Consider the following 23,280-nt stretch of genomic DNA (forward strand, 5'->3'; position numbering starts at 1 on the left):
CATTCGGGGTAATCGCGCCGCCCGGCGGTGCACAACAGGAGTCGACTGATGGACAACAAAGTGAATCCCTATGGTTTCGGCCATGCTGGTTCCACGAGCACCAGCGTTGGGGAAGTCCGCAACCGCGTGTTGCGCAACACCTACTGGCTGCTCGCCATTTCCATGGTGCCGACCGTGCTGGGCGCCTGGCTAGGCGTACAGATGGGGTTCTCGTTCTTCACGGGTAGCCCGTTCATTGGCTTCATTGTCTTCATGGCGGTCGCCTTCGGGTTCTTCTTCGCCATCGAGAAATTCAAGAATAGCAGCATGGGCGTGGTGCTCCTGTTGGGCTTTACGTTCTTCATGGGCCTGATGCTGTCGCGCCTGATCGGCTACACGCTGGGCAGTTTCACGAACGGCGGTACGCTGATCATGACGGCATTTGGCGGCACCGCGGCAATCCTCACCGTCATGGCATCGATTGCCACCACAACCAAGCGTGATTTCTCGGGCCTGGGCAAATGGCTGATGATGGGTGTGCTGCTGATCATCGTGGCGGCCGTCGCCAACATCTGGCTGCAGCTGCCGGCGCTGATGCTGACGATCTCGGTGCTGGCGATCGGCATTTTCTCGGCATTCATCCTGTATGACGTGCAGCGCATCGTGAATGGCGGCGAAACCAACTACATCACGGCCACGCTCGCCATCTACCTGAACGTGTACAATATCTTCACCAACCTGCTGGCCTTGCTGGGCGTATTCGGCGGCAACCGCGAATAACCCTCCTGCAGCAGATCAACAAAAAGCCGGCTGAAGCCGGCTTTTTGTTTGGGTGCTGGAACGGAAAACCGCTTTGAGGCAATCAGTCTCTCCAGCTTCGTGCAGGCGGCTCCGCCCTGCTCATGCCCCAGCCGGCTTGCTACCGCTCCCTTCCCGGATACGCTCGAAGACAGCAATGGATTCGACATGCGAGGTGTGCGGGAACATGTTGACCACGCCGGTCTGCTGCAACGCATACCCCGCCTCGTGCACCAACAGCGACGCATCGCGTGCCAGCGTGGCCGGATTACAGGACACATAGACGATCCGCTCCGGCAACACGTTGCTGCCGCGCTGATGCAGGGCCGCCAAGGCTGTGACGACCTCTACCGCCCCCTCCCGCGGCGGATCGATCAGCCACTTATCGAACGCACCCAGTGCCTCGACCGTCTCCGGGGTGATGTCGAACAGATTCCGCGAAGCAAATTGCGTCTTCTCCGCCAGTCCGTTGTGACGCGCGTTGTCCATGGCCCGCGTGGTCAGGGCCTCGCTGCCCTCGATCCCCATGACGAAAGCCCCACGCCGCGCCATCGGCAACGTGAAATTGCCGATGCCGCAAAACAGGTCTAGCAGCCGGTCCGAGGATTCGATCTGCAGCAGGCGCAGCGCCTTGCTCACCAGTACACGATTGATCTGGTGGTTGACCTGCGTGAAGTCGGTAGGACGGAACGGCATGACGATACCGAATTCCGGCAGTGTGTACGTGAGCGCCGGCCCCAGCGGGTGGAACGGACGCGCGCTCGCCGGCCCGTCGGGCTGCAACCAGAACTGGATGCCGTGCGTATCGGCAAACGCGCGCAGCACGTCCTCGTCCGTTGATGTGAGTGGCTGCAGGATGCGCAGCACCAGCGCAGTCACTTCTTCCCCGACCGCCAGTTCGATTTGTGGCATCCGCTCGCGTACCGACAGGTTTTCAATCAGCTTGCGCAGCGGCATCAGCAGCGCGGAGACATGCGGCGGCAGGATCTCGCACTGCGTCATGTTGACGATGTAGCTACTCTTTTTCTGGTGGAAGCCGATCAGCACGCCGCCCTTGCCGGGCACGTAGCGTACCGACAGCCGGGCGCGGTAGCGGTAGCCCCAGCTCGGGCCTGCGATCGGCCGCATGATGCGGTCCGGGCGCAGGCGTGACAGATGCACGAGATTGTCTTCGAGCACCCGCTGCTTGAAGGCAACCTGCGCCACGGCATCCGCGTGTTGCATCGAACAACCGCCGCAGGTACCGAAGAATTCGCATTTGGGCGTAACGCGGATGGTCGTCGGGCGGACGACCTCCTCCAGTTCGGCCAATTCAAAGCGCCTTTTGCTGCGGTAGGTACGGTAGCGCACCCGCTCGCCCGGCAGCGCGCCCTCGACGAATACGACCTTGCCCGGCGTGCCGTCCGGATTGGCCAGCCGCCCGACGCCACGTCCCTCGATATCGCACGACTCGATATCCATCTGTCCATCGGGCAAATCAGGGGAAGGTGCCACTGGCAAGGCAGCTACGGGGTCGGCCGCCTCGGGTGAATCAATAAATTTGAACATACAGCACTATCAGAATATGGGTTGTGACGCCGCGACAACGATGTCACATGGCGATGCGCCTCGATGAGAGCGTGGGAAGGCGCAGCGAAGCGCCTTCTGGTCCAACATGCACGACGAAGCAGCCGGAGAGCTTACGATTCGCTTTCGAGAAGCTGCTCGAGCTGGGCCTGCAAGGTGGGATCGAAACCGTCGAGGTACTCGCCCCAATGTTCGCCGGCTTCGGCTGCCAGCGTCTCCTGCACGAAGGCAACCTCCTTGAGAAACTCGGCCTGCGTGAAGCCGCCGCGCATCAGCTGGAAACGGCAGTAGACCAGGTACGTGTTGACAACGTCGGTCTCGCAGTATGCCCGAATCGCCGGCAGCTCGCCTTGCTGGTAGGCTTCCCAGACCTTGCTGCCGTCCATACCGAGTTTTCCCGGAAAGCCGCACAGGCGTGCGAGCTCATCCAGCGGTGCGCTCGCGCGCGGCTGGTACATGGCCAGCAAGTCCATCAAATCCAGGTGCCGCATGTGGTACCGGCTGATGTAGTTGTTCCACTTGAAATCACGGCTGTCGACATCGCCGCCGTCGCCCATCTCCCAGTAACGCGGCGCGGTCACGCCATGCACCATGGCGCGATAATGCAGGACCGGCAGGTCGAAACCGCCGCCATTCCAGGAAACCAGTTGCGGCGTGTATTTCTCGATCAGCTCGAAGAATTTCTGGATCAGCGTGGCTTCGTCGTCTTCGGGACGGCCTAGCGAGCCCACATGGAAGACGGGTGTGCCATCGCGCTGGTTGCGACGCATGACACAGGAAATGGCAGCGATTCGCTGCAGGTAATGCGGCATGAAATCACTACCGGTCTTTTCACGGCGCGCCGCAAAGGCCAGATCCGCGATCTCCGCGTCGCTGAGTGTCGCCGCATGGCCGTGCAAGCGGCGCAAGCCAGCTACATCGGGAATTGTCTCGATGTCAAAAACCAGAACAGGGGTCATAGTACGGCGTCCTTGCGCACGCCCTGGGATGCAAAATGGCGCTTGAGCTTGACCAGCGCTTCCTGCTGGATCTGCCGCACGCGTTCGCGGGTCAGACCCATCTCGTCGGCCAGTTCTTCAAGCGTTGCAGGTTCAATATGGTTGAGTCCGAAGCGCCGCTCGATGACATAGCGGTGCTTGTCGGTCAGCTTACCGAGCCACGCCTTCATCAGGTGCTCGAGTTCGCGATGTGCGACTTCCTGGTCAGGGGCGGCGCCATGCTCGTCGGACAGGAAATCAAGCAGGCTGGAGCCGGGATCGAGATCGAACGGTGTATCGAGCGAAGTCGTGTGTTCGTTGAGCCCGAGGATGTCCTGCACTTCGTCGGCAGTCTTGCCGAGCAGGTGCGCGATATCCTCATGACTGGCATCGCGGCCATCGCCACCACTTTTCTCAAGATGGCGCTTGGCACGCAAGACCTGGTTCAGTTCGCGAATGACGTGTACGGGCAGGCGCACCGTCCGCGCCTGATTCATGATGGCGCGCTCGATGCTCTGGCGGATCCACCACGTCGCGTAAGTGGAAAAACGGAAGCCGCGCTCCGGGTCGAATTTTTCGATGGCGTGCATCAGGCCGAGGTTGCCCTCCTCGATCAGGTCGAGCAGCGGCACGCCGCGGTTCAGGTAGCCCTTGGCAATGCTGACGACGAGACGCAGGTTGCGCTCGATCATCGTCTGGCGCGCATGGAAATCACCCTGGCGCGCGAGCGTGGAGAAGTGGAGTTCCTCGGGTGCCGACAGCAGCGGCTTGATGCTGATGCGATTCAGGTAATGCTGCACCGTATCGGCAGCGAGTTCGGTATGCAGCGTCGAGCGGAAGTCATCCTCGGCACGGGCCGGCGTATCGGCATCGCCGCTCTCTTCTTCCTCGTCGTCGGCACGCGCGTCTTCGGCGTCATCGCCATCGTCGTGATCCTCGCCATGGTCTTCGGCGTGATCTTCCAGGACATGCTCGTGCAGATCAGCACCCTCCACAAGCCCATCCGCCGTCACCACGCCGTCTTCGTGCTCCCCGACAGCCACCAGGACCTCGTCCTGCGTGTCCGCGCGCTTGTTGGTGCGCGTCTTGCTGCGGGCACGCGTCAGCGCCGGTTCGGCCGCGACACCCTCGGAACCGGGGCTGGAAGGGCGATTGGCTTTCTGACGGGGCATAGCCGCTCACTGTGGTGGCAGGAACCGCATCGGGTCGATAGGTTTCCCGTTTTGTCGGACCTCGAAATGGAGCTTGACGCGATCGGAATCGCTGCTGCCCATTTCGGCGATTTTCTGTCCCTTTCTGACGGTGGCTTGCTCGGTAACCAGAACCTGATCGTTGTTGCCGTATGCCGTCAGATAGGTGTCGTCATGTTTGATGATGACAAGATTACCGTAACCGCGCAAGGGGCCGACATGAATGACACGGCCATCCGCGGCGGCCAGGATGGGCGTACCGCGCGTGCCACCGATATCGATACCTTTATTCGCCTTGTCGTCAAAACGCGCGAGCATCGGCCCCTTGACCGGCCACGACAGCGAGAGGCCCGTACTGGCTGCTGCGCTACCGGCTGCAGGCTCCACGGAAGCCGCCGGCGGCGCGTCGATTGGCCGGGCCTCGACGGTGCCTGGCGTCACCGGCATTGACGAGACACCGCTGCTGGCGACACTGGCGCCCGGCGGGGCGACGCGCAATACCTGATCCACCTCGATCTGCGCGGGATTGGTGATGTTGTTCCAGGCGGCGACATCCCGATAGGACTGTCCATGCTCGAGCGCAATGCGATACAGCGTATCGCCACGCTTGACGCGATAGAACCCAGGCTGGACCGGTGCGAGCGGCGCACCGGTGATGGTGGTGCCGCGCCCTGTACGGTCGACCACCGGAGCCGGCATGGGGGACGATGCGCAAGCGGCGAGAAGAGCACTGAGCAGTGCAGTCAGGGCAAGCAGCCCACCTCGGGAGGAACGGATCGATGTCGTCATATCTTCTTGTATGCAGGTGAATCTGGTGACACGGTTGTCCGGTGGAGCCGCCACGACGCTGTATCGACTGCCATCCATGACCGGACACGGTACTGCACTCAGGATCTGCCGGCTGGGGGCATTCCTAAACTATTCCCGATTTTAACGGAACAAAAAATACCGCTTCAAGCGCGGTCCGGTGAAACTGGTAACGGCTCCGGCGCTCGATCAGCAGCAGTTGCTGCCGCACCCCGCCATCCCGGCCACTATCACCGCCGCCCGCCGCCACGACCGGCGCAATCAACCGGCCACCGACCGATAGCTGGTCCAGCAGCGCCTGGGGAATCTCCATGCCCGCCGCAGCCAGGATAATTGCGTCGAACGGCGCAGCCTGCGGCAATCCGACCATGCCGTCGCCATAGTGCAATCGAACGTTGGGCAGCCGTAGCGGCCGAAGGTTCGATTTTGCTTTCTCGTGCAATGGTCGAATCCGCTCGATCGAATACACCTCGTCAGCAACAAGGCTCAGCACCGCAGCCTGGTAGCCGCAGCCCGTCCCGATCTCCAGAACCTTGCCAAGACGGCTGCCAGACGTGCGTCCCTGGCGCAGCAACTCGATCATGCGCGCGACCACCGAAGGCTTGGAAATGGTCTGCTGATGGCCAATCGGCAATGCCGCGTCTTCATACGCCTGGGAGGCCAGGCCGCCATCGATGAACAGGTGGCGCGGGACCGTACCCACGGCTGCCAGCACCAGTTCATCCCGGATCTGACTCTTGCGCAGCCGGCCAACGAGCGCCTGGCGCGCGCGATCGGAAGCCATGCCGCCGCCCGCCACGCTCGCGTTGCGTGTCTGCTGGTTCACCGCGCTCTCGGGCGCCGGCGGACGTACCGGTGCGGGCGCACGGGCGACCGGCGTACGTGCCGGACTGGCCGGGCGTGCCGGCGTGGCGGTTGCTGCCGCCGGGCGGCTGCCTGCCGCATGCACGCCGGCCGAGACACGCGGCTTCTCGACGGTCTTGGGCCGTGGCGTGACCACCGCATCCAGCGGCAGCGGGAATTTGCGCTTGGTCGCTGTCACTGTGTGGCTCCCGCCACGGTGTCAAGCCATGCGGCCGTCATCGCGAAGCACGTCACCGGGTCCACCTGGCGACATCGGCCATTTGCTGGGTGTGTGTCAAATCGAGCTGCAATGGCGTCATCGATACGAAACCATTCGCCGTCGCATGAAAATCTGTCCCTTCGGACGCATCGCGCGCATCCCCTGCCGGACCGATCCAGTAGATCGGCTCACCACGGGGGTTAGCCTGGCGAATTACCGGCTGTGACGGATGGCGCTTGCCAAGCCGCGTGGCACGCCAGCCTTGCAGCTCGGCGTACGGTACGCTCGGAATATTGACGTTGATCAGGCACGGCGCCTCGAGCGGCTCGGCGATGTAGCGCTCGACGATCTCGCGTGCCACACGTGCCGCCGTATCGAGATGCGCCCACCCCTTGTCGACCTGCGAGAAGGCAAACGACGGGATCCCGAACAGGAAACCTTCGATGGCTGCCGCCACGGTTCCGGAATAGAGCACGTCCTCGCCCATGTTCTGCCCCTGGTTGATGCCGGACACCACCAGGTCGGGACGTGTCTCGAGCAGCCCCGTCAATGCGATGTGCACCGAATCGGTGGGTGTCCCGTTGACGAACCGGAAACCATCCTGGATACCACCACTGGCTTCGAAGATCGACAGCGGGCGTTGCAGGGTCAGGGAGTTGGAAGCGCCGCTGTGATTCTGCTCGGGCGCGATCACGGTCACGCGCCCCAGCGGCGCAAGCGCGGCATGCAACGCGGCCAGGCCGGGAGCCAGATAACCGTCGTCGTTGGCGATGAGGATATGCATGGCGAGATTGTAACCGACCGTCCATGGCGAATCGCACCGCTACCGGGAAAAAAGCCGGCACAGCGGCAAAGGAGTAGAACGACCGTTCTTTTTATACGTTACACTTTTTGCTCCATCTAACGATATGACGGAGTTGCCGTGAAAGCCGTAGTGTGCAAAGCATGGGGACCGCCCGAATCCCTGGTCGTCGAGGATCTGCCGGACCTGACGCCGGACGCGGGAGAGGTCGTCATCGACGTGAAGGCCGCCGGCGTGAATTTTCCTGACGTCCTGATCATCCAGAACAAGTACCAGAACAAACCCCAGCTGCCGTTTACGCCTGGCGCGGAAGTGTCGGGCATCGTGCGCGCCGTTGGCGCTGGCGTCACTCACGTGGCCCCCGGGGACGCAGTCATGGCCTACGTCGGCGTGGGCGCATTCGCAACGCAGGTACGCACAGCCGGTGCGCTTGTCATGCCCATACCCGAGGGACTCGATTTCGAAACGGCGGCAGCATTTACCCTCACCTACGGCACGTCCTATCACGCCTTGGTCGACCGGGGACAGTTACGTGCCAGTGAAACGCTGCTGGTCCTCGGTGCAGCAGGCGGCGTGGGGATCGCCGCCATCGAAATCGGCAAGGCGCTCGGTGCACGCGTGATCGCCGCCGCCTCGACCGAGGCCAAGCTTGCTGTCTGCCGCGAACACGGCGCTGACGAAACCATTAATTACAGCAACGAGGATCTGCGAGAACGACTCAAGGCGCTGACGGGCGGAAACGGCCCCGATGTCATTTACGATCCCGTCGGCGGCGACTATGCTGAACCCGCTTTCCGCTCGATCGCTTGGGGCGGCCGCTATCTGGTCGTGGGTTTTGCGAATGGTGAGATCCCGCGCCTGCCTTTAAATCTTCCACTACTCAAAGGTGCATCCCTGGTCGGCGTGTTCCGGGGAGAGTTCGCGCGTCGCCATCCGGACACCAATCGCACCAATTTCGCCGCCATGCATGCTTGGATCCGGGCCGGCAAACTACGCCCGCACGTCTCTGCACGCTACCGACTGGACGAAACCGCGCAGGCGCTCAAGGACATGGAGGCCCGCAAGGTCAGTGGCAAGCTTGTGATCGTGCCCTGACCGCTCTCTCCAGCTTGGGAGCCACGACTGCACGACAGGCAAGTCCGCATGATTGCGGTCGTGCCAGTCGTGACGACTACCAGCCCAGCAGATCGGTGTTGAACGTGAGCCATCCAGCCAGGAATAACACCGAGGCAATCAGAAACTGCTTCCAGAACGTCTTATCGAACATTTCGACAACTCTCCAATCTTGCGCGCATGGCGCATGAATCTGCGATCAGCCTGGCAGCACAACGCGATTGCCAGACCCGCTCCGCGGCACGCCTTCGCCCCTCCGGACGAAGCCTCTGCACAGTCTCCAGCGGAGCGAGGTTGCGATGGTTTGCCGGTACCTTAGACACTCCACGCACTTATCGGCACTTTCTTTTCATCCGGATGCCCCCGCCCTCTGCCAGCAGGCAACTTTCCGGTGTGCACTCCAAACATGGCGGTTAATTGCATTTTAAGCAAACGGCGAATGCGGACCGCACAAGTGCGTGACCAACATGCGCGACGATACGGTCAGCGCATTCGCATCGCGCACGCCTACTTGCAGCATGCGCCGCGCCCAGGCATCCCGCAACGGAATAATCCGCAACTGCATGGCCTGCGCATGGGGTTCGGCAGCGATACGCGGCAAGATGCCCACCGCCAGCCCTGCCCGCACCATCCGGCACATGGCATCGAAGCTGCGCACCTGGATGCGGAGCGGAAACGGCTTCTCGATCCGGCTGCTCTCCTCCAGCAAACGCGCCGCCAGCGAGGTATTGCGCGACAACCCGACAAAGTCATAGGCGAGCGTATCAACGAAATCCACCGCATCGAATGCCGTCAGCGGGTGCTCGGATGGCGCCACCACCACCAGTTCATCCTCGCGATACGGCAAAGTGGTGAGCATGGACGATGGCGTACGGTCGGCGAAGATGCCGATGTCCGCACGGTTTTCCATCAGGGCCGAGACGATGTCGTTGCTGTTCTGCTCTTCGATCTCGACACGAATGGTCGGATGCTGCTGCAGGAAAGCGGCCAGATCATCCGCGAGGAACTGCGTGATGGCCGAGGTGTTGGCCCAGATGCGCACCTGCCCGCGCGTGCCCGAGGCGTAATCGGAAAGCACGCCAGCCATGCGCTCGACATCTTCGAGAATTCCCACCGCATGACTGAAGCAGGTTCGCCCCGCTTCCGTCAGCTCTACACCAGTGGCCTGGCGATACAACAGCGGCGTACCCACCGCGGCCTCCAGATCGGAGATGCGCTTGCTGGCGGCGGCCACGGCGAGATGCGATTGCCGCGCGCCGGCAGAGATACTCCCATGGCGCGCAACGGCCACGAACAATGCGAGCGTGACCAGATCGACACGCGCGAGATTCATGTCACACCGCACGGCGATCGAGCACGGCACGGGCAATCGTGCCGGCATCGACGTACTCAAGTTCGCCGCCCGCCGGCACGCCGCGTGCAAGACGCGAGACCTTCACGCCACGCGCCTTGAGCATTTCACCGATGTAGTGGGCTGTCGCCTCGCCTTCGTTGGTGAAATTGGTGGCGAGAATCACCTCGCTCACACCGCCGAAGGCAGGGTCGACCACCCGGCGCAGCAGCCGGTCGAGATGGATTTCGCGTGGCCCTACGCCATCCAGCGGCGAGAGCTTGCCCATCAGCACGAAATACTGGCCGTGATAGGTCATGGTTTGCTCGACCATCACCTGATCCGCCGGCGTCTCGACCACGCACAGCAGCGAAGCATCGCGCTCGGGATCCAGGCAGGTCTCGCACACCGGTTGCTCGGTGAAGTTGTTGCAACGCTCGCAATGCTGCACGGTGGCGATCGACCCGAGCAGCGCGTCGCCCAAACGTTGCGCCCCCGGCCGGTCATGCTGCAGCAGGTGGTAAGCAATGCGCTGGGCCGATTTGGGGCCAACGCCCGGCAACACACGCAAGGCGTCGATCAGTTGCTGCAGCGCTCCCGGCGCAGAATTCTTCATGCTTTAGAACGGCAGCTTGAAACCCGGCGGCAGGCCCATGCCAGCCCCCAGACCGCCCATCTTTTCCGCTGAGGTGGCTTCGGCCTGACGCACGGCATCGTTGAATGCAGCGGCCACCAGGTCCTCCAACAGCTCCTTGTCCTCGCCATCCGCCACGAGGCTTGGATCGATGGTGATGCGCTTAACGGCGAACTTGCAGGTCATGACCACCTTCACGAGGCCGGCGCCGGACTGGCCCTCGACCTCGATCTGGGCAAGCTGCTCCTGCATCTTCTTCATGTTTTCCTGCATCTGCTGGGCCTGTTTCATCAGCCCTGCCAGCTGGCCTTTCATCATTGGAAGTACTCCTGTCTGGTTCTTGAAATCATCCGGGCGGGCCTTTGCCACACCCCGGTTCATGCTCTGGCCGCCGGATCGAATGCGCTGGGACGCATGCATGGCAGCCCTTGTTTTTTGGCACACAGGCCTGTCATCCACCTGTCGGCGTTCAGCCACTCACGCAGTGCGCGGCTGGATCGATTCCGGCACGATGCGGGCGTCGAAATCCCTCAGCAACGCCTGGACAAACGGATCGCCGTGAATGGAAGCTTCTGCGGCCTCCTGGGCGGCAGCACGCGCTTCTGCATCGGCGATCGCCACGGTCTGCGATACTGGGCCGATCTCGAACGCGAGCCGTACCGGTTGCTCCAGATGTTCACCCAGCAAGGCCTGGAAGCGCTCCACCGCCGGACCTTCCGCCAGGTGCGCCAACGCGACGCGCAAGGTCCAGACACCCGCCTCCATGCTCACCAGCTCGCTCTGGTGCGCCAGCTGCTGCGCCAGACCCTTGGCAGGCAACTGACGCGCGAATGCGATCCAGCTGCCGCCGGGCAAGCCTGCCGCAGCCGTTGCGGCGATGGTCGGTAGCGGCGCCGCGGGCGCCGATGCCGCTGTCGAGGCGGATGCTGCTGCCATACCGCTACCGGGTTCGGCGGACACAACAGGGATCGCGGCGTGCTGCGTGGCTATGCCAGGCATGGCTGCGTCGGGTTCTGCTGGTGCGGCGGGCGCAGGATGGTCATGACGATTAGTGGCAGGCACTGCTCCCGGTGCGGCCTCGCTCTTTTCCGCGCCGAGCAGGGTGGATTCGGTCTCACCCAGGGCCAGCCAGGGCAGATCGTCCGGTGGTGCGGGCGGCATGTCCGGCTCGTCCTCCCACGGCGCGGCAGCTCGCTCCCGATGCGGTGCGGGCGCCTTCTCACGTACCGCAAGCACCGTGGTCGATGCCTCGGCCGCGACCGGCACGGGAGCAAGTGTTGCCGAATATGACGCAGGCGCAGAGGCCGGTGCGGGCGCAGCCGCAGGCGGGCGGGACCGGCTACTGTCACGCGAGGCGTCACGCCCCCCTGCCCCTTCCCGGCCCTGGCGCGCAGCAGCCAGGGCCGCCATCGCTGGCGACAAAGGGCGGGATGCAGCGGATGGCGGGGATGCCGGCGCGGAGGCCGCAGATGCCTGCACACTGGCGGCCGGTGCCATCGCCGCGCCCTTGCCGCCTTCGGACACGGCGGCGCCGGATGTCGTTGCGGCAGCCGGCACGCGCGGCGCGGGCTGATGTTCAGGCGTGGATGCCGATGATCCGTCAGCGGGCGCGGTGGCAGCAGCCTGTGCGGCTGACGATGTGGCAGATGGCGCAGCAGGACGCGGCGCCACGGTCGCCGATGCCGGCCGCACGGCCAGCGAAGCAGGCCTGCCGCCCGCGCTGGCACTGCGCGAACCACCATCGCCACTGCCCTCGCCCGGCTGCAGCGGGCGAAACGCCAGCATGCGCAGCAACGTCATCGTAAAGCCGGCGTACTCGTCCGGCGCGAGCGCCAGTTCGTTTCGGCCGAGGTTGGCAATCTGGTAATACAGCTGGACTTCCTGGGCATCGAACATGCCGGCAAAACGGACAATATCCTGTGCTTCCGGCCATTCGTCCTGCAGTGCCTCGGGCACGGCCTGGACCAGTGCAATCTTGTGCAGCAGCGAGGCAAGATCCTGCAAGGCCCCCGCAAAAGACAGGCTGCGGCCGGTCATCTCGTCGGCCACGGCCAGCACGCCCGGCCCGTCCTGCGCGGCAAGCGCATCGAGCAGGCGGATCAGGTAACTCTGGTCGATGGCGCCAAGCATGCCGCGCACGGCCGCCTCGGTAACCTCGCCGGCACTGTAGGCGATGGCCTGGTCGGTCAGAGACAGGCCATCACGCATCGACCCCTGCGCGGCCTGCGCGAGCAGGCGCAGCGCGGTCGGTTCGAAAGCGATCTGCTCGGCCTGCAGGATATGTTCGAGATGCCCCACGATCTGCGCCGGCGGCATCTGCTTGAGGTTGAACTGCAGGCAGCGCGACAGCACCGTGACCGGAATCTTTTGCGGGTCGGTGGTGGCGAGAATGAATTTGACGTGCGCGGGCGGCTCCTCCAGCGTCTTCAGCATGGCGTTGAAGGCATGGTTGGTCAGCATGTGCACTTCGTCGATCATGTAGACCTTGAAGCGGCCCGAGGACGGCGCGTAGATGGCCTTGTCGAGCAGCTGGGCCATTTCATCCACGCCGCGGTTCGAGGCCGCGTCCATCTCGATATAGTCGACGAAGCGGCCCGCATCGATTTCCGTGCAGACGCGGCACACGCCGCAGGGCTGCGCCGTGACCGTGCCATTGCCATCGGGGCCGATGCAATTCAGCGACTTGGCCAGGATCCGCGAGAGCGTTGTCTTGCCCACGCCGCGCGTACCGGTGAACAGATAGGCATGGTGCAGGCGCTGCTGCTCCAGCGCATGGGTCAGTGCCTTGACCACGTGCTCCTGGCCAACCAGCGTCGTGAAATCACGGGGGCGCCATTTGCGCGCGAGGACTTGATAACTCATCCGGCGATTGTAGCAAAAGGCCGGCACCGCCAGACATCGTCATGCGTGACGCAATCCGCCGCGGCGCACGTGTCCGTTCTGCGGTACAATTCGTCCCGGACGGGCCTCCTCGCATGGTGGCGCGGCCAACCTGGTCAGGTCGGGAACGAAGCAGCCACAACCGTTTTCCGCCAGTGCCGAGGGTCGGGCTCGTCCACCTCGCTGCCATGTGCAGCGCCGGTCATCACAGCATCTCTCCCGCCGAACATATCTCCTGCCTCCATTCCCTTGCACCTGCCGAAACATGGTGAGGGCTCGACATCTGCAGTTGCCTTGCGCAATCGGTCCTGTCACCACAGCGGCACCTCTGCCCCGCGTACGGCCCTTGCCTGCCGTAACGTGCGGCATCCGGCAAACCCGGCATGCCGACCGTTACTGCCGATAGCATGGTGACCGTATTCCATTGGGGGCACAGATCAGAACAGTGACTGCTGCGTCATGCCGGCCGGTGTTCCGGCGGCAGGAATGGTGGTGTCCGGATTACCCCTGGCTTCCGCCGGGCCCCTGCCCTCTGACAGCATCTCGCGTGCGACCCAGCGGCCATCTGCCACAGCCAGTCCGGCGCGCACCGCATGGTCGGGATATGCACGCTGCACCGCCGCCACATAGCGATCGAGCTGGGCCGCATAAGCGGCATGCTCCTGCGGCAGCAGACGGACCTTGTAGTCCGCCACGAGCAGCATATCGCCGGTATCGACCAGCCGGTCGATACGTAACAGCCGACCGCCTGCATCGAACAGTTCGACTTCGTTGAAGGCCTGCCGGTAACGCGCAGGATCGAACAACGGCGCCAGCGCCTCGCTGGCCAGCATGCACCGGGCGGCTGCCATCGCCTGTTCCGCTTCGGCCGGCTCAAGCCCCAGCCAGCGCGACGCTTCCGCAGCATCCGGCAGGGCCGGGGTCATACGTTGACGCGTCACGCGCTCAAGCAGCGCATGCAGTGCTTCGCCCTGCGCGGCAGCCTCGGCGTCATGAACCAGTTCCGGCGGCGTGTCGGTTGTGGCCTCAGGTCTGCCCTGCCAGACAAGACGAAAATCCTGATAAGGCACCGCCCCTTCACCACCTTCCACTGCAGCCGATGTCGCAACAGACACCACGCCCTCGGGCATGGCATCAACCGGATATGGTGCCGATACTTCGCCAGCATGCGCCATAGCGAGGCGCTCGTACCAGCTGTCCGAGGCTGTCTTGCGCGCCACGCCGCTAACGATCAAACCCTGTCTCGCACGCGTCATGGCGACGTACAGCAAGTTCCAGTTCTCGCGCTGGCCCAGCGCGGCCTCATTCTCGAACAAGGGCGCACGCCGCACGCCGCGTTCGCCGGCCTTGCCAAAAGCGGAAAAATGCGTGGGTGCGTCCGCACCCGGCGGCCAGTCGATCAGTACGCCCAGCGTTTCCGCACGCGGCTCGCTGTGGTTGCAGTCGAGCAGCACCACGAATGGCGCCTCCAGCCCCTTGGCGGCATGGATGGTGAGGATCCGCACGGCGTCCAGGCTAGTCTCGGCGGCACTGGCTTCGTCACGCTCCAGTTCGGCCAGATCACCCTCATCCGGCGTTTCCTCCTCGCTGCCGCGGCGAATGTCCTTCAGTTCGGCAATGAACTTCGGCAAGCTGGGATAACGGCCACCATCGAGTTCCAGCGAGAGCCGCAGGAAAGCATCGAGATTGGCCAGCACCTGCTCGCGCATCACCGGCGGCGCGACTTCCGCATAGCGCCGTTTCAGCTCGCCGCTGTAGTACAGGTGGTCGAGCAGGTCGTGCACCGGCAAGGTGGGCGCGATGTCGCGCCAGTGGGTCAGACGTGCGCAGGCTTCCGCCAGGACACCACCCAGTTGCGCCTGAGCCTCCATCCGCACCAGGCAGTGCCACCACGACTCGCCTTCCTCGCGCGCACTGGCAAGCGCAATCAGATCGTCGTCACACGCACCGAAAATCGGGCTTTTGAGGACATGCGCGAGCGCCAGATCAGCATCCGGCGTCATGAGGAATTCCAGCAGCGCACACAGATCGAGCGCCTCCAGCGACGACAGCAATCCGCCGCGCCGCGGACTGACATAGGGCATGCCGGCGTCGCGCAAGGCTGTTTCATAGGCCAGCAGATACGTCTTGCGCCGCACCAGCCACTGGAAATCGCTCCAGCGCGCTGGCCGGTTTCCGCCACGCTCCGGCACGCGTACGTGCGCCATGACATGTTGCATCCACGCCGCGACGCGGCGTCCTTCTTCATACCGCTCCGCGCGGCCGCCGCCGGTGGCCTCGGGACGCGGCTGCGTCAGGGAATCGCGTGGTGCCAGCGTTGCCGGCTGCGGTTCGGCCGTGCCTTCCTGCAGTGATTCGGCGTCAACCAGCGGCAGCAGCAGCACCGGCCCGCCGGGCTCGGTCAGTGCTGTCGACTGGTGCGCATAGATCGGATAGTCGCCCCGCTCGCGCGCAGCTTCGAATACGCCATTGACCCAGTGCAATACGGCCGGCGCGTTACGACGCGTGCGGTTGGTGCGCAGCACCGTTGCATCGAAGTCGCGCACGAGCATCTGCCGCGCCGTTTCGAAAAGCCGCGCGTCGGCGCGGCGGAAACGATAGATGGACTGCTTGGGATCGCCCACGAGAAAAATGCTCGGGCGCTCACCGGTATGGCTGTAGCCCGATAGCCAGCCCTGCAGGATACGCCACTGCATCGGGTTGGTGTCCTGGAACTCGTCCAGCAGCAGATGCCGGTAGCGCGCATCAAGGCGCATCTGCAGATACGCAGCGGTTTCGTCGTCAGCCATCAGCTGCGCGGCCTGCCATTCGAGATCGGCAAAGTCCATGGCGCGCTGTGCCCGCTTCTCCTCCTGGTAGCGCGACAAGAAAGCATCGCCCAGGCGATACAAGGCGGCATTCACGTCGCGCACGCTGCGCTCATGGCGACGCAGGTCGTAATCGAGCAGGCGTTCGCAGATCGTGCCGTGCAGGGCCACGATGGCCTCGGCTTCATCCGGTCCGCCAGCCGCCTGCTGCAGACCCTTGCTCGCCTTGCACGCACGCGGCTTGCGCCCGGAGTGAAACGCATCGAAAAGCATGCCGAAGATAGCAGCAGTCTGGTCCGTATTCGCCGCACCTTCGGCATCATCGCCAAGTGCCTCGATACGCGCGAGTGCCTCGGTCATCGCCGGCACGCGATTCTGCTCCGCCTTGCCGGCGTTGGCGAGCACGGCCGCGATGCGGCGGATATCGGCCAGTAACGCGACATCCGACAAGGCCAGCGCCGCGACATCCTGATGGACATCCTCGCCCAGAAAATCTTCCAGGACGGCGAGCGGGCCGCCAAGGCGCTCGGCCTCGGCACGAAACGCCCACCAGTCGGTGCGCTGCTGGAACATGGCATCGAGCAGGCGGCGCGCATTGAAATCGCCAACGGCACGCAGCAACGTTTCGTAGGCTGCCCGCACGTCCGCATGTTGCGCATGCACGAGGCTGCGCCACAACGGCTCCCACGCCTCGCGCTGCATGCGGCCGGCATCCTCGCGCAATGCTGCGCCCGGCATCAGCCCCGATGCCAGCGGAGCGCCCCGCACCAGGCTACCGAACCAGCCGTGGAAGGTGTCGATCGAGATGCGCGCGGGCGAGGCCAGGACGCGCGCGTGCAGGCCGCGCGCCCGCGGCGCCATGGCAGTGGCCTCAGCTACCTCCATGCCCCGCATGGTCAACTCGGCAACGATACTGGCCTCATCTCCGCTCGCTAGCGTGGCGAGCACTTCGAGCAGACGCTCGCGCATTTCCTCGGCGGCCTTGCGCGTGAAGGTAATGGCGAGAATTTCGTGCGGTTGCGCCCCCGCCAGCAATAAGCGCAGCAGCCGCGATACCAGCAGCCATGTCTTGCCGCTGCCCGCGCAGGCTTCGACCACGACGGAACGTGCCGGATCGCAAGCCAGCTGCGTGAACCGGGCTTCTGCCACCGGCTGGCCGTCGCATTCGTAATCGGCATCGTGCCGCTGCATGTCCGTACTCATGTCGGTACTCGTGCCGGCACTCATGCCGTGCCCTCCCAGAATCCCTTGCGGCATAGTCCGCGCGCTTCGCAGTAACGGCAGGCCGCCTCGTCGCCGAACGCCGGCAACGGCTCGCCCGCGCGCAGCCGCACGATGTCTTCGCCCAACTGCCGTGCCAGCCAGTCCACGATGGTGGCGTAGTCTGGCAGCTCCACCGCGCGGTTGACATCCATGCCATCGCGCTCACTGTTTTCCAGTGCCACCCATGCGCCTTCAGCAACGTCGGGCTCCAGCAGTCCGTAGAACGCCAGCTGGCAATCCTCGAAAATCTCGTCCGGTTTATCGCGCAAGACACGCAGCGGCTGCGTCTTGTAGTCGAGTACCGCGAGCGTACCGTCGCGTTGCCGGTCGAGGCGGTCAAGGCGACCATGCAGGGTAAGGATATGGCCATCGTCCAGCGTCATCTCGCGCGCCCGCGCGACCTCGCCTGCCTGCCATTGCCAGCCCTGCGCCTCGCGCTCGCGCTGCCAGGCAACGTAGCCGGGCATCACTTGCTCCCAGCGGTGATAGAACGGCAGCACATTGCCGTCATAGGTCAGCAAGGCCTGGAAGACCTCGCGCGAAATGGCTGTCAGCAATGCCAGCCGCTCAGCGTCACCGGCATGATCTGCCGGCGCTTCTGCAACTGCCTGGTGATAGCGCAGCAATGTGGCGTGCAATAGCTCGCCCACGGCACGCTTTTCCAGTTGTTCACTGGGCTCGTCCAGCTCCGCGAGCCGCAGCATGCGCGTGGCGAAGAACTGATAGGGGCAACGCCGCAGGGCCTGATAACCGGCGGCGCTGAGGCGGTTCGGTACCAGTGTCGGCGCGATTGGCTGCGGCATCTTCTGCGGCGTCGCGCGGGTGGTGAGTACGGGCAACGCAACTTTCGCGGCGAGCGTCACGCCATGCGCGGCATAACGCTGGGCCAGGCGCTGCAGCCAACCCGACAGCGCGCGCGGCTCGCCCTGGCTGCCGGTACGCTGCCATGTCAGCACAACCTCGGCATTGTTGAGCAGCACTTCGGCAAGATCGCGCGCCTGCTGTGCAAAGCGCGCCTCGCGATCCGCCAGCCCCAGCTCGCGCCGTACGGCATTGGAGAGAAACATCAGCTCGGGTGCGGCGGATGGCAACTGGCCATCGTCGCAACCGACCACGACCACACCCTCGAAACGGCGCATGCGCGCCCCATTGAGCGGCAGCACCACGATGCGGCAGTCGCCTGCGGGCGCCGGCTCCTTGAAGACTTCGCTCTCCAGGACTACGCCAATGAGGGCGCGCCATTCGGCCAGCGACAGCGTGATGGAGGCCATCTGCACGGCATCCCCGCGCAAACCCAGCCGCCGCAGGCATTCAAGCAGTTGCCGGCCGGCCTCGTCGGCCACGAGCGCTGCCCGCATGTCGAAATGGTCGAAGGTCTGCTCGGCCAGCGCCAGCCATGCGCCCAAGGGTCGCTTGCCAGGCTCGGCCCAACGGCTCGCTTCGTCCGCCAGCGTGGCGATCAGTGCCTGCATCGCGCCGACCTGCTGCGTCGCCTCCCGAGCGGTGTTGCCTGCATCGGGATCAGCATACTGGCTGTCACGCTCCGCCACCTGCTTCAGGCGCGCCCAACCCCCAGTCACGCTGTAGCGCCGGATCAACGCCTCAAGCGCACCGATGCGCTGGCTGCGCCCCTCCATTGCCGGCAGGCAATACGGGCTCTTGAGAAAATCGAGCAGCGCCTGGCTGTCGCCGCCAGTCACGACGATATCGAACCAGCGCATCAGCGCCGCAGCCGCCCGCGTCGTCGAGAGCTTCCAGCCAGTCTCATCGCTGACCGGCGCTCCGGCGCGTGCCAGCAAGGCCCGCACACGGCGCGCAACGACCCGGTCGTGCGCCACGAGCGCAAGTTGCTTGCGGCCTTCATTCAGCCAGTTGACCAGCGTCTGCGCAGCCATCAGCGCCTCGTCTTCGAAACGTGCCGCGCCGCACAGGCGGATGGCGGGCGCCGGCCAAGGCGGCTCGTCGCCCTGCGAGAAACCTGCGGCACCATGGTCAGCTTCCGCATGCGCAGGTGCCTCGCGGACTTCGGCGTCGTCCGTGCGGCATTCGGGCCAGGCTTGCAACAGGGTTGCAAGTTCTGTCACCGATGCCTGTGATGGTGTAGTCTCGTTGGAGACATCTGCATGCCAGGCGTAGCCGATCTGCAGCACCGGCACCCGCTGGGCCAGCCGCTCCAGCCACGCCTGCTCGGCATGCTCCGGCGGCGTCGGGGCCAGCCAGATGACCGGGCCATCGACCTGCTCCGCCAGTCGCGCCATGCCTTGCAGCCTCACGGGCACCGGATCGGCCCGGTCAGCCAGTGTCCGCCAGAACGCCATGACGATGCGCGATTCCTCGCCCAGGAAGCGCTCCGCCAGGGTGTCGTACCCGACCGCCAGCGCGGCCTGCAGCCGTGTCTCGTAGTCCGCGTCATCGTCGGCCGCGCCGGCCCACGCGGCATCGAGTGTCAGCCAGCGCCGCGACAGCTCATCACCGACAGTGAGTATGGTTTGCGCCAGCCCCCACGCCGCGCCTTCGCCTTGCAAGCCGAAGATCTGCTGCAGCCATGACTGCGAGCGGATCGCCTGCTGCACGGTCAGCAGCCGGGTCAGGTGCGTGCGCGGCAGCGGATCGTCCGGCAAGGGCGGTACATCGAGCAGCCAGTGGCCGAGGGTGAGGATGCGCGGCAGCAGGCCGGCCCGGCCACTTCGTGCGGCGACAGCCTGCAGCGCCTGGCGCGTGGCGGGAATCTGGGCAGCGGTCGGCACCACGACATGCGCGGCGGCAGCCGGCTGATCCTGCGCCTCGAGGTATTGCCAGGCAACCTCGGCCGCCCGTTCGAGAAAGCCCCGGCCGGGCTGGATATCGCGAGTCGTAAGCAGGCTCATGATCTACCGGTGCTCCAGGCCCGCCGTCGATCACGCGGGCTATGGGTCTGATAGGGAGAATTCAAGGTTGATTTACGTGGTATTGGTAATATATAGGCCTTGGAAGCCCGATCGAGACGCGGTGCCAGGCCGTCCTCAGGCTGCGCCCTGCACATCGCACGGCCCCGCAGGCACGGCGCCGGTCACGCATCTTCCGGCACGGTACGGAACCGTGCCCGGACACGGTCGAGACCGTACCCGGAATATCGCACGCAAGTCCATGCCGGCGGGCATGTCATCGGGCGCTGTCCTGCATGCTGTCCGGACTTCGTGTAATGTAACCCACTGGCTACATGCCAGACCATAACGACATCAGAGGTTTTCCGCCATGAGCGACCAAATCAAGTATGTGAGCGACGCATCGTTCGAAGCTGACGTTCTCCAATCGTCCAAGCCGGTTCTGCTCGATTTCTGGGCTGAATGGTGCGGTCCCTGCAAAATGATTGCGCCGATCCTCGACGAAGTGGCGAAGGACTACGCTGACAAGCTGCAGGTCGCCAAGATCAACGTGGACGACAACCAGGCCGTGCCGGCCAAGTTCGGCATCCGTGGCATTCCCACGCTGATCCTGTTCAAGGATGGCGCCGTGGCCGCGCAGAAGGTTGGCGCGCTGTCCAAGTCGCAACTGACCGCGTTCCTCGACGGTCACCTGTAAGCATCGGGCGCGGGGGCGGACACGCCCTTGCACCCCGCCCCGCCGGTATGCGGCTGCCACCCGGCATACGTAATTACCCCAATCCGGCGGGAGCGATGGATATGCTAAACTGCGCTCCAGTGGTTTCCTGAGCATCCCGCTCACCATTCGTTCCCCATCTCCCCCTTCTAAGATTTTCCCCGCCCGTCCGGGCAACACACACTCACGTTTATGCACTTAACAGAACTTAAATCGCTCCACGTTTCGGCGCTGCTCGAAATGGCCGCCACGCTGGAGATCGACAATGCCCAGCGCATGCGCAAGCAGGAGTTGATGTTTGCGATCCTGAAGAAGCGCGCGAAGATGGGCGAAACGATTTACGGTGACGGCACGCTCGAAGTGCTGCCCGACGGTTTCGGCTTCCTGCGCTCGCCGGAAACCTCGTACCTCGCCAGCACGGACGATATCTACATCAGCCCGTCGCAGATCCGCCGTTTCAACCTGCACACCGGCGACACCATCGAAGGCGAAGTGCGTACGCCCAAGGACGGCGAGCGCTATTTCGCGCTGGTAAAAGTCGACAAGGTCAACGGCTATCCGCCGGAAGCGGTCAAGAACCGCATCATGTTCGAGAACCTGACGCCGCTGCATCCGAACCGGCCGCTACATCTCGAACGCGACATCAAGGCCGAGGAAAACATCACCGGCCGCATCATCGACATGATCGCACCCATCGGCTTTGGCCAGCGCGGCCTGCTGGTGGCCTCGCCCAAGTCGGGCAAGACGGTGATGCTGCAGCACATCGCCCACGCCATCATCAACAACAATCCGGACGCGATGCTGATCGTGCTGCTGATCGACGAGCGCCCGGAAGAAGTGACCGAAATGCAGCGCTCGGTGCGCGGCGAAGTGGTTGCCTCGACTTTCGACGAGCCGGCCATCCGCCACGTGCAGGTTGCCGAAATGGTGATCGAGAAAGCCAAGCGCCTGGTCGAAATGAAGAAGGATGTGGTCATCCTGCTCGACTCGATCACCCGCCTCGCCCGCGCCTACAACACCGTGGTGCCGGCTTCCGGCAAGGTGCTCACCGGCGGTGTGGATGCCAACGCCCTCCAGCGCCCGAAACGCTTCTTCGGCGCCGCGCGCAATCTGGAAGAAGGCGGCTCGCTGACCATCATCGCCACCGCTCTGATCGAAACCGGCAGCCGCATGGACGACGTGATCTATGAAGAGTTCAAGGGCACCGGCAACATGGAAGTGCACCTCGAGCGTCGTCTCGCCGAGAAGCGCCTGTATCCGGCCATCAACCTGAACAAGTCGGGTACGCGCCGCGAGGAGTTGCTGATCAAGCCGGACATCCTGCAGAAGATCTGGGTCCTGCGCAAATTCATCTCCGACATGGACGAAGTCGAGGCAATGGACTTCATTCTCGACAAGATGAAGTCCACGAAGAACAACGCCGAGTTCTTCGACATGATGCGACGCGGCAACTGACCGCCGCGAACAAACAACACGCGCCACGGCGCGTGTTGTTGTCTGGACTGCCCGGCTCCTCTCTGCGGTGATCTTCCCGATTCACATCGCTACCTCATTCGCCTGCCCATGCTCGGACGCCTGTCCTCCTATCTGCGGCGCCGCACACGCCAACGGCAACTGGCACGCTACGCGATTGCCGATCCGCTCTGGCACCGGACCATTGCCAGCCTGCCCTTCCTGCAGCAACGGGACGCCGGGACGCTGACGGAACTGCGCGAGCTGGCCACGCTGTTCATCGCCGAAAAGGAATTCTCCACCGCGCACGACATGCCACTGACCGACGACATGGTGGTCAGCGTGGCGGCGCAAGCGTGCCTGCCCATCCTGCGCCTGGGCCTGGAGTGCTACCAGGGCTGGCATGGCATCGTGCTGTATCCGGGCGAGTTCCTGATCCGCAAGACCGTGGTCGACGAGATCGGCCTGGTGCACGGCGTGGAGGAAGAAGCCACGGGCGAAGCCTGGGAGCACGGCCCCGTGATTCTGTCATGGCCCGACGCCGCGCAGGAGATCGCCAGCGATCTGCCGTACAACGTCGTGATCCACGAGTTCGCCCACAAGCTGGACATGCTGAACGGCGAGCCCGACGGCATTCCAGCCTTTTCGCGCCAGTTGCATGGCGACCTCGATCCGCAGGCCTGGCAGACCGGCTTCGATGCCGCCTACCTGCATTTTGTCGCGCAGGTAGAGTCCGCCGATGCACTGACTGACGACGAGGCATATCACGCGGCGCTGGAAGCCCTGCTGATCGACCACTATGGCGCGGTCGATCCGGCCGAGTTCTTTGCCGTCAGTTCGGAAGCATTTTTCGTGGACGGACCGGCATTCAAAGCGGCATATCCGGCACTTTTTGACCTGCTGGCGGCATACTACCGGCAGGATCCCGCACAAGTGTGAGCCGCGCGACAAACTCCCGCATCACTTTTGCCCCACGCCGCTTGCTCAAGTCCTTGTTTTTCTGACATAATCGCGGTTTGCTCCGGCAAGTGGTCTGGTAT

The 23,280-nt window shown here is 64.0% G+C and carries 17 protein-coding genes and 1 other RNA gene; 6 read left to right on the forward strand and 12 right to left on the reverse strand.

The annotated features are described in order from the left end of the window. Positions 1–48: 48 nt before the first annotated feature. Positions 49–759 carry a Bax inhibitor-1/YccA family protein gene (locus tag ACQ3C8_RS08030; protein ID WP_009524136.1) on the forward strand — a complete coding sequence of 237 codons (711 nt, stop codon included), beginning with the start codon at positions 49–51 and terminating at the stop codon, positions 757–759. A 120-nt stretch (positions 760–879) separates the two neighbouring features. Here ACQ3C8_RS08030 and rlmD read toward each other — a convergent pair whose 3' ends face one another. The 6 genes from rlmD to surE form a co-directional block, all read right to left on the reverse strand. Continuing rightward, positions 880–2,277, reverse strand: a complete 1,398-nt coding sequence (gene rlmD, locus ACQ3C8_RS08035) for a 23S rRNA (uracil(1939)-C(5))-methyltransferase RlmD (RefSeq protein ID WP_428853050.1) — start codon at positions 2,275–2,277, stop codon at positions 880–882. 179 nt (positions 2,278–2,456) lie between these two features. Next, on the reverse strand, positions 2,457–3,302 hold the full coding sequence (locus ACQ3C8_RS08040; protein ID WP_428851211.1) for a 3'-5' exonuclease: 846 nt from the start codon (positions 3,300–3,302) through the stop codon (positions 2,457–2,459). Beyond that, positions 3,299–4,492 (reverse strand): RNA polymerase sigma factor RpoS, encoded by a 1,194-nt coding sequence (gene rpoS, locus ACQ3C8_RS08045; RefSeq protein WP_428851212.1) that lies wholly within the window; start codon positions 4,490–4,492, stop codon positions 3,299–3,301. The genes ACQ3C8_RS08040 and rpoS overlap by 4 nt, the downstream gene beginning before the upstream one ends. Positions 4,493–4,498: 6 nt before the next feature. Then, positions 4,499–5,299 carry a peptidoglycan DD-metalloendopeptidase family protein gene (locus ACQ3C8_RS08050; RefSeq protein ID WP_428851213.1) on the reverse strand — a complete coding sequence of 267 codons (801 nt, stop codon included), beginning with the start codon at positions 5,297–5,299 and terminating at the stop codon, positions 4,499–4,501. A gap of 124 nt (positions 5,300–5,423) precedes the next feature. Next, positions 5,424–6,359 (reverse strand): protein-L-isoaspartate(D-aspartate) O-methyltransferase, encoded by a 936-nt coding sequence (locus ACQ3C8_RS08055; protein WP_428851214.1) that lies wholly within the window; start codon positions 6,357–6,359, stop codon positions 5,424–5,426. 52 nt (positions 6,360–6,411) lie between these two features. Continuing rightward, positions 6,412–7,164, reverse strand: a complete 753-nt coding sequence (surE, locus tag ACQ3C8_RS08060; protein WP_009524130.1) for a 5'/3'-nucleotidase SurE — start codon at positions 7,162–7,164, stop codon at positions 6,412–6,414. A gap of 138 nt (positions 7,165–7,302) precedes the next feature. Here surE and ACQ3C8_RS08065 point away from each other — a divergent pair, with 138 nt between their 5' ends. Beyond that, positions 7,303–8,277, forward strand: a complete 975-nt coding sequence (locus tag ACQ3C8_RS08065; protein WP_428851215.1) for an NADPH:quinone oxidoreductase family protein — start codon at positions 7,303–7,305, stop codon at positions 8,275–8,277. 442 nt (positions 8,278–8,719) lie between these two features. Here ACQ3C8_RS08065 and ACQ3C8_RS08070 read toward each other — a convergent pair whose 3' ends face one another. The 4 genes from ACQ3C8_RS08070 to dnaX all read right to left on the reverse strand — a co-directional run bounded on the left by ACQ3C8_RS08070 (position 8,720) and on the right by dnaX (position 13,121). Beyond that, positions 8,720–9,628 (reverse strand): LysR substrate-binding domain-containing protein, encoded by a 909-nt coding sequence (locus ACQ3C8_RS08070; protein WP_428851216.1) that lies wholly within the window; start codon positions 9,626–9,628, stop codon positions 8,720–8,722. 1 nt (position 9,629) lies between these two features. Continuing rightward, positions 9,630–10,241 (reverse strand): recombination mediator RecR, encoded by a 612-nt coding sequence (gene recR, locus ACQ3C8_RS08075; protein WP_428851217.1) that lies wholly within the window; start codon positions 10,239–10,241, stop codon positions 9,630–9,632. 3 nt (positions 10,242–10,244) lie between these two features. Continuing rightward, positions 10,245–10,577: a YbaB/EbfC family nucleoid-associated protein gene (locus tag ACQ3C8_RS08080; protein WP_009524125.1), complete on the reverse strand. Its 333-nt coding sequence runs from the start codon at positions 10,575–10,577 to the stop codon at positions 10,245–10,247. 159 nt (positions 10,578–10,736) lie between these two features. Then, positions 10,737–13,121: a DNA polymerase III subunit gamma/tau gene (gene dnaX / locus ACQ3C8_RS08085; RefSeq protein ID WP_428851218.1), complete on the reverse strand. Its 2,385-nt coding sequence runs from the start codon at positions 13,119–13,121 to the stop codon at positions 10,737–10,739. Positions 13,122–13,219: 98 nt separating this feature from the next. On the opposite strand from dnaX, the gene ffs reads away from it, so the two are divergent. Continuing rightward, an RNA gene (gene ffs, locus ACQ3C8_RS08090) (signal recognition particle sRNA small type) lies at positions 13,220–13,318 on the forward strand. Positions 13,319–13,576: 258 nt separating this feature from the next. Here the strand turns inward: ffs and ACQ3C8_RS08095 are convergent. Both ACQ3C8_RS08095 and ACQ3C8_RS08100 read right to left on the reverse strand, forming a co-directional pair. Continuing rightward, positions 13,577–17,149: a UvrD-helicase domain-containing protein gene (locus ACQ3C8_RS08095; RefSeq protein WP_428851219.1), complete on the reverse strand. Its 3,573-nt coding sequence runs from the start codon at positions 17,147–17,149 to the stop codon at positions 13,577–13,579. Between the two features lie 20 nt (positions 17,150–17,169). After that, a complete protein-coding gene (locus tag ACQ3C8_RS08100) occupies positions 17,170–20,076 on the reverse strand; it encodes a PD-(D/E)XK nuclease family protein (RefSeq protein ID WP_428851220.1) in 2,907 nt (968 codons plus the stop codon). A gap of 367 nt (positions 20,077–20,443) precedes the next feature. On the opposite strand from ACQ3C8_RS08100, the gene trxA reads away from it, so the two are divergent. From trxA to ACQ3C8_RS08115, 3 genes are all read left to right on the forward strand, one after another. Continuing rightward, positions 20,444–20,770, forward strand: a complete 327-nt coding sequence (trxA, locus tag ACQ3C8_RS08105; RefSeq protein ID WP_009524121.1) for a thioredoxin TrxA — start codon at positions 20,444–20,446, stop codon at positions 20,768–20,770. A gap of 210 nt (positions 20,771–20,980) precedes the next feature. Further along, positions 20,981–22,243 (forward strand): transcription termination factor Rho, encoded by a 1,263-nt coding sequence (gene rho, locus ACQ3C8_RS08110; RefSeq protein ID WP_009524120.1) that lies wholly within the window; start codon positions 20,981–20,983, stop codon positions 22,241–22,243. Positions 22,244–22,351: 108 nt separating this feature from the next. Beyond that, positions 22,352–23,179, forward strand: a complete 828-nt coding sequence (locus ACQ3C8_RS08115) for a zinc-dependent peptidase (RefSeq protein WP_428851221.1) — start codon at positions 22,352–22,354, stop codon at positions 23,177–23,179. The last annotated feature ends 101 nt before the right edge of the window (positions 23,180–23,280 follow it).

Source organism: Imbroritus primus (assembly GCF_964332355.1).
Taxonomy (GTDB): domain Bacteria; phylum Pseudomonadota; class Gammaproteobacteria; order Burkholderiales; family Burkholderiaceae; genus Imbroritus; species Imbroritus primus.

Bases quoted from the DNA above. Each gene is read 5' to 3' on its own strand.
- ACQ3C8_RS08080 (WP_009524125.1), bottom strand. From the start codon at position 10,577: ATGATGAAAGGCCAGCTGGCAGGGCTGATGAAACAGGCCCAGCAGATG.
- ACQ3C8_RS08050 (WP_428851213.1), bottom strand. From the start codon at position 5,299: ATGACGACATCGATCCGTTCCTCCCGAGGTGGGCTGCTTGCCCTGACT.
- ACQ3C8_RS08115 (WP_428851221.1), top strand. From the start codon at position 22,352: ATGCTCGGACGCCTGTCCTCCTATCTGCGGCGCCGCACACGCCAACGG.
- dnaX (WP_428851218.1), bottom strand. From the start codon at position 13,121: ATGAGTTATCAAGTCCTCGCGCGCAAATGGCGCCCCCGTGATTTCACG.
- surE (WP_009524130.1), bottom strand. From the start codon at position 7,164: ATGCATATCCTCATCGCCAACGACGACGGTTATCTGGCTCCCGGCCTG.
- ACQ3C8_RS08070 (WP_428851216.1), bottom strand. From the start codon at position 9,628: ATGAATCTCGCGCGTGTCGATCTGGTCACGCTCGCATTGTTCGTGGCC.
- trxA (WP_009524121.1), top strand. From the start codon at position 20,444: ATGAGCGACCAAATCAAGTATGTGAGCGACGCATCGTTCGAAGCTGAC.
- rho (WP_009524120.1), top strand. From the start codon at position 20,981: ATGCACTTAACAGAACTTAAATCGCTCCACGTTTCGGCGCTGCTCGAA.
- ACQ3C8_RS08040 (WP_428851211.1), bottom strand. From the start codon at position 3,302: ATGACCCCTGTTCTGGTTTTTGACATCGAGACAATTCCCGATGTAGCT.
- ACQ3C8_RS08095 (WP_428851219.1), bottom strand. From the start codon at position 17,149: ATGAGTACGGACATGCAGCGGCACGATGCCGATTACGAATGCGACGGC.
- ACQ3C8_RS08030 (WP_009524136.1), top strand. From the start codon at position 49: ATGGACAACAAAGTGAATCCCTATGGTTTCGGCCATGCTGGTTCCACG.
- recR (WP_428851217.1), bottom strand. From the start codon at position 10,241: ATGAAGAATTCTGCGCCGGGAGCGCTGCAGCAACTGATCGACGCCTTG.
- ACQ3C8_RS08100 (WP_428851220.1), bottom strand. From the start codon at position 20,076: ATGAGCCTGCTTACGACTCGCGATATCCAGCCCGGCCGGGGCTTTCTC.
- rpoS (WP_428851212.1), bottom strand. From the start codon at position 4,492: ATGCCCCGTCAGAAAGCCAATCGCCCTTCCAGCCCCGGTTCCGAGGGT.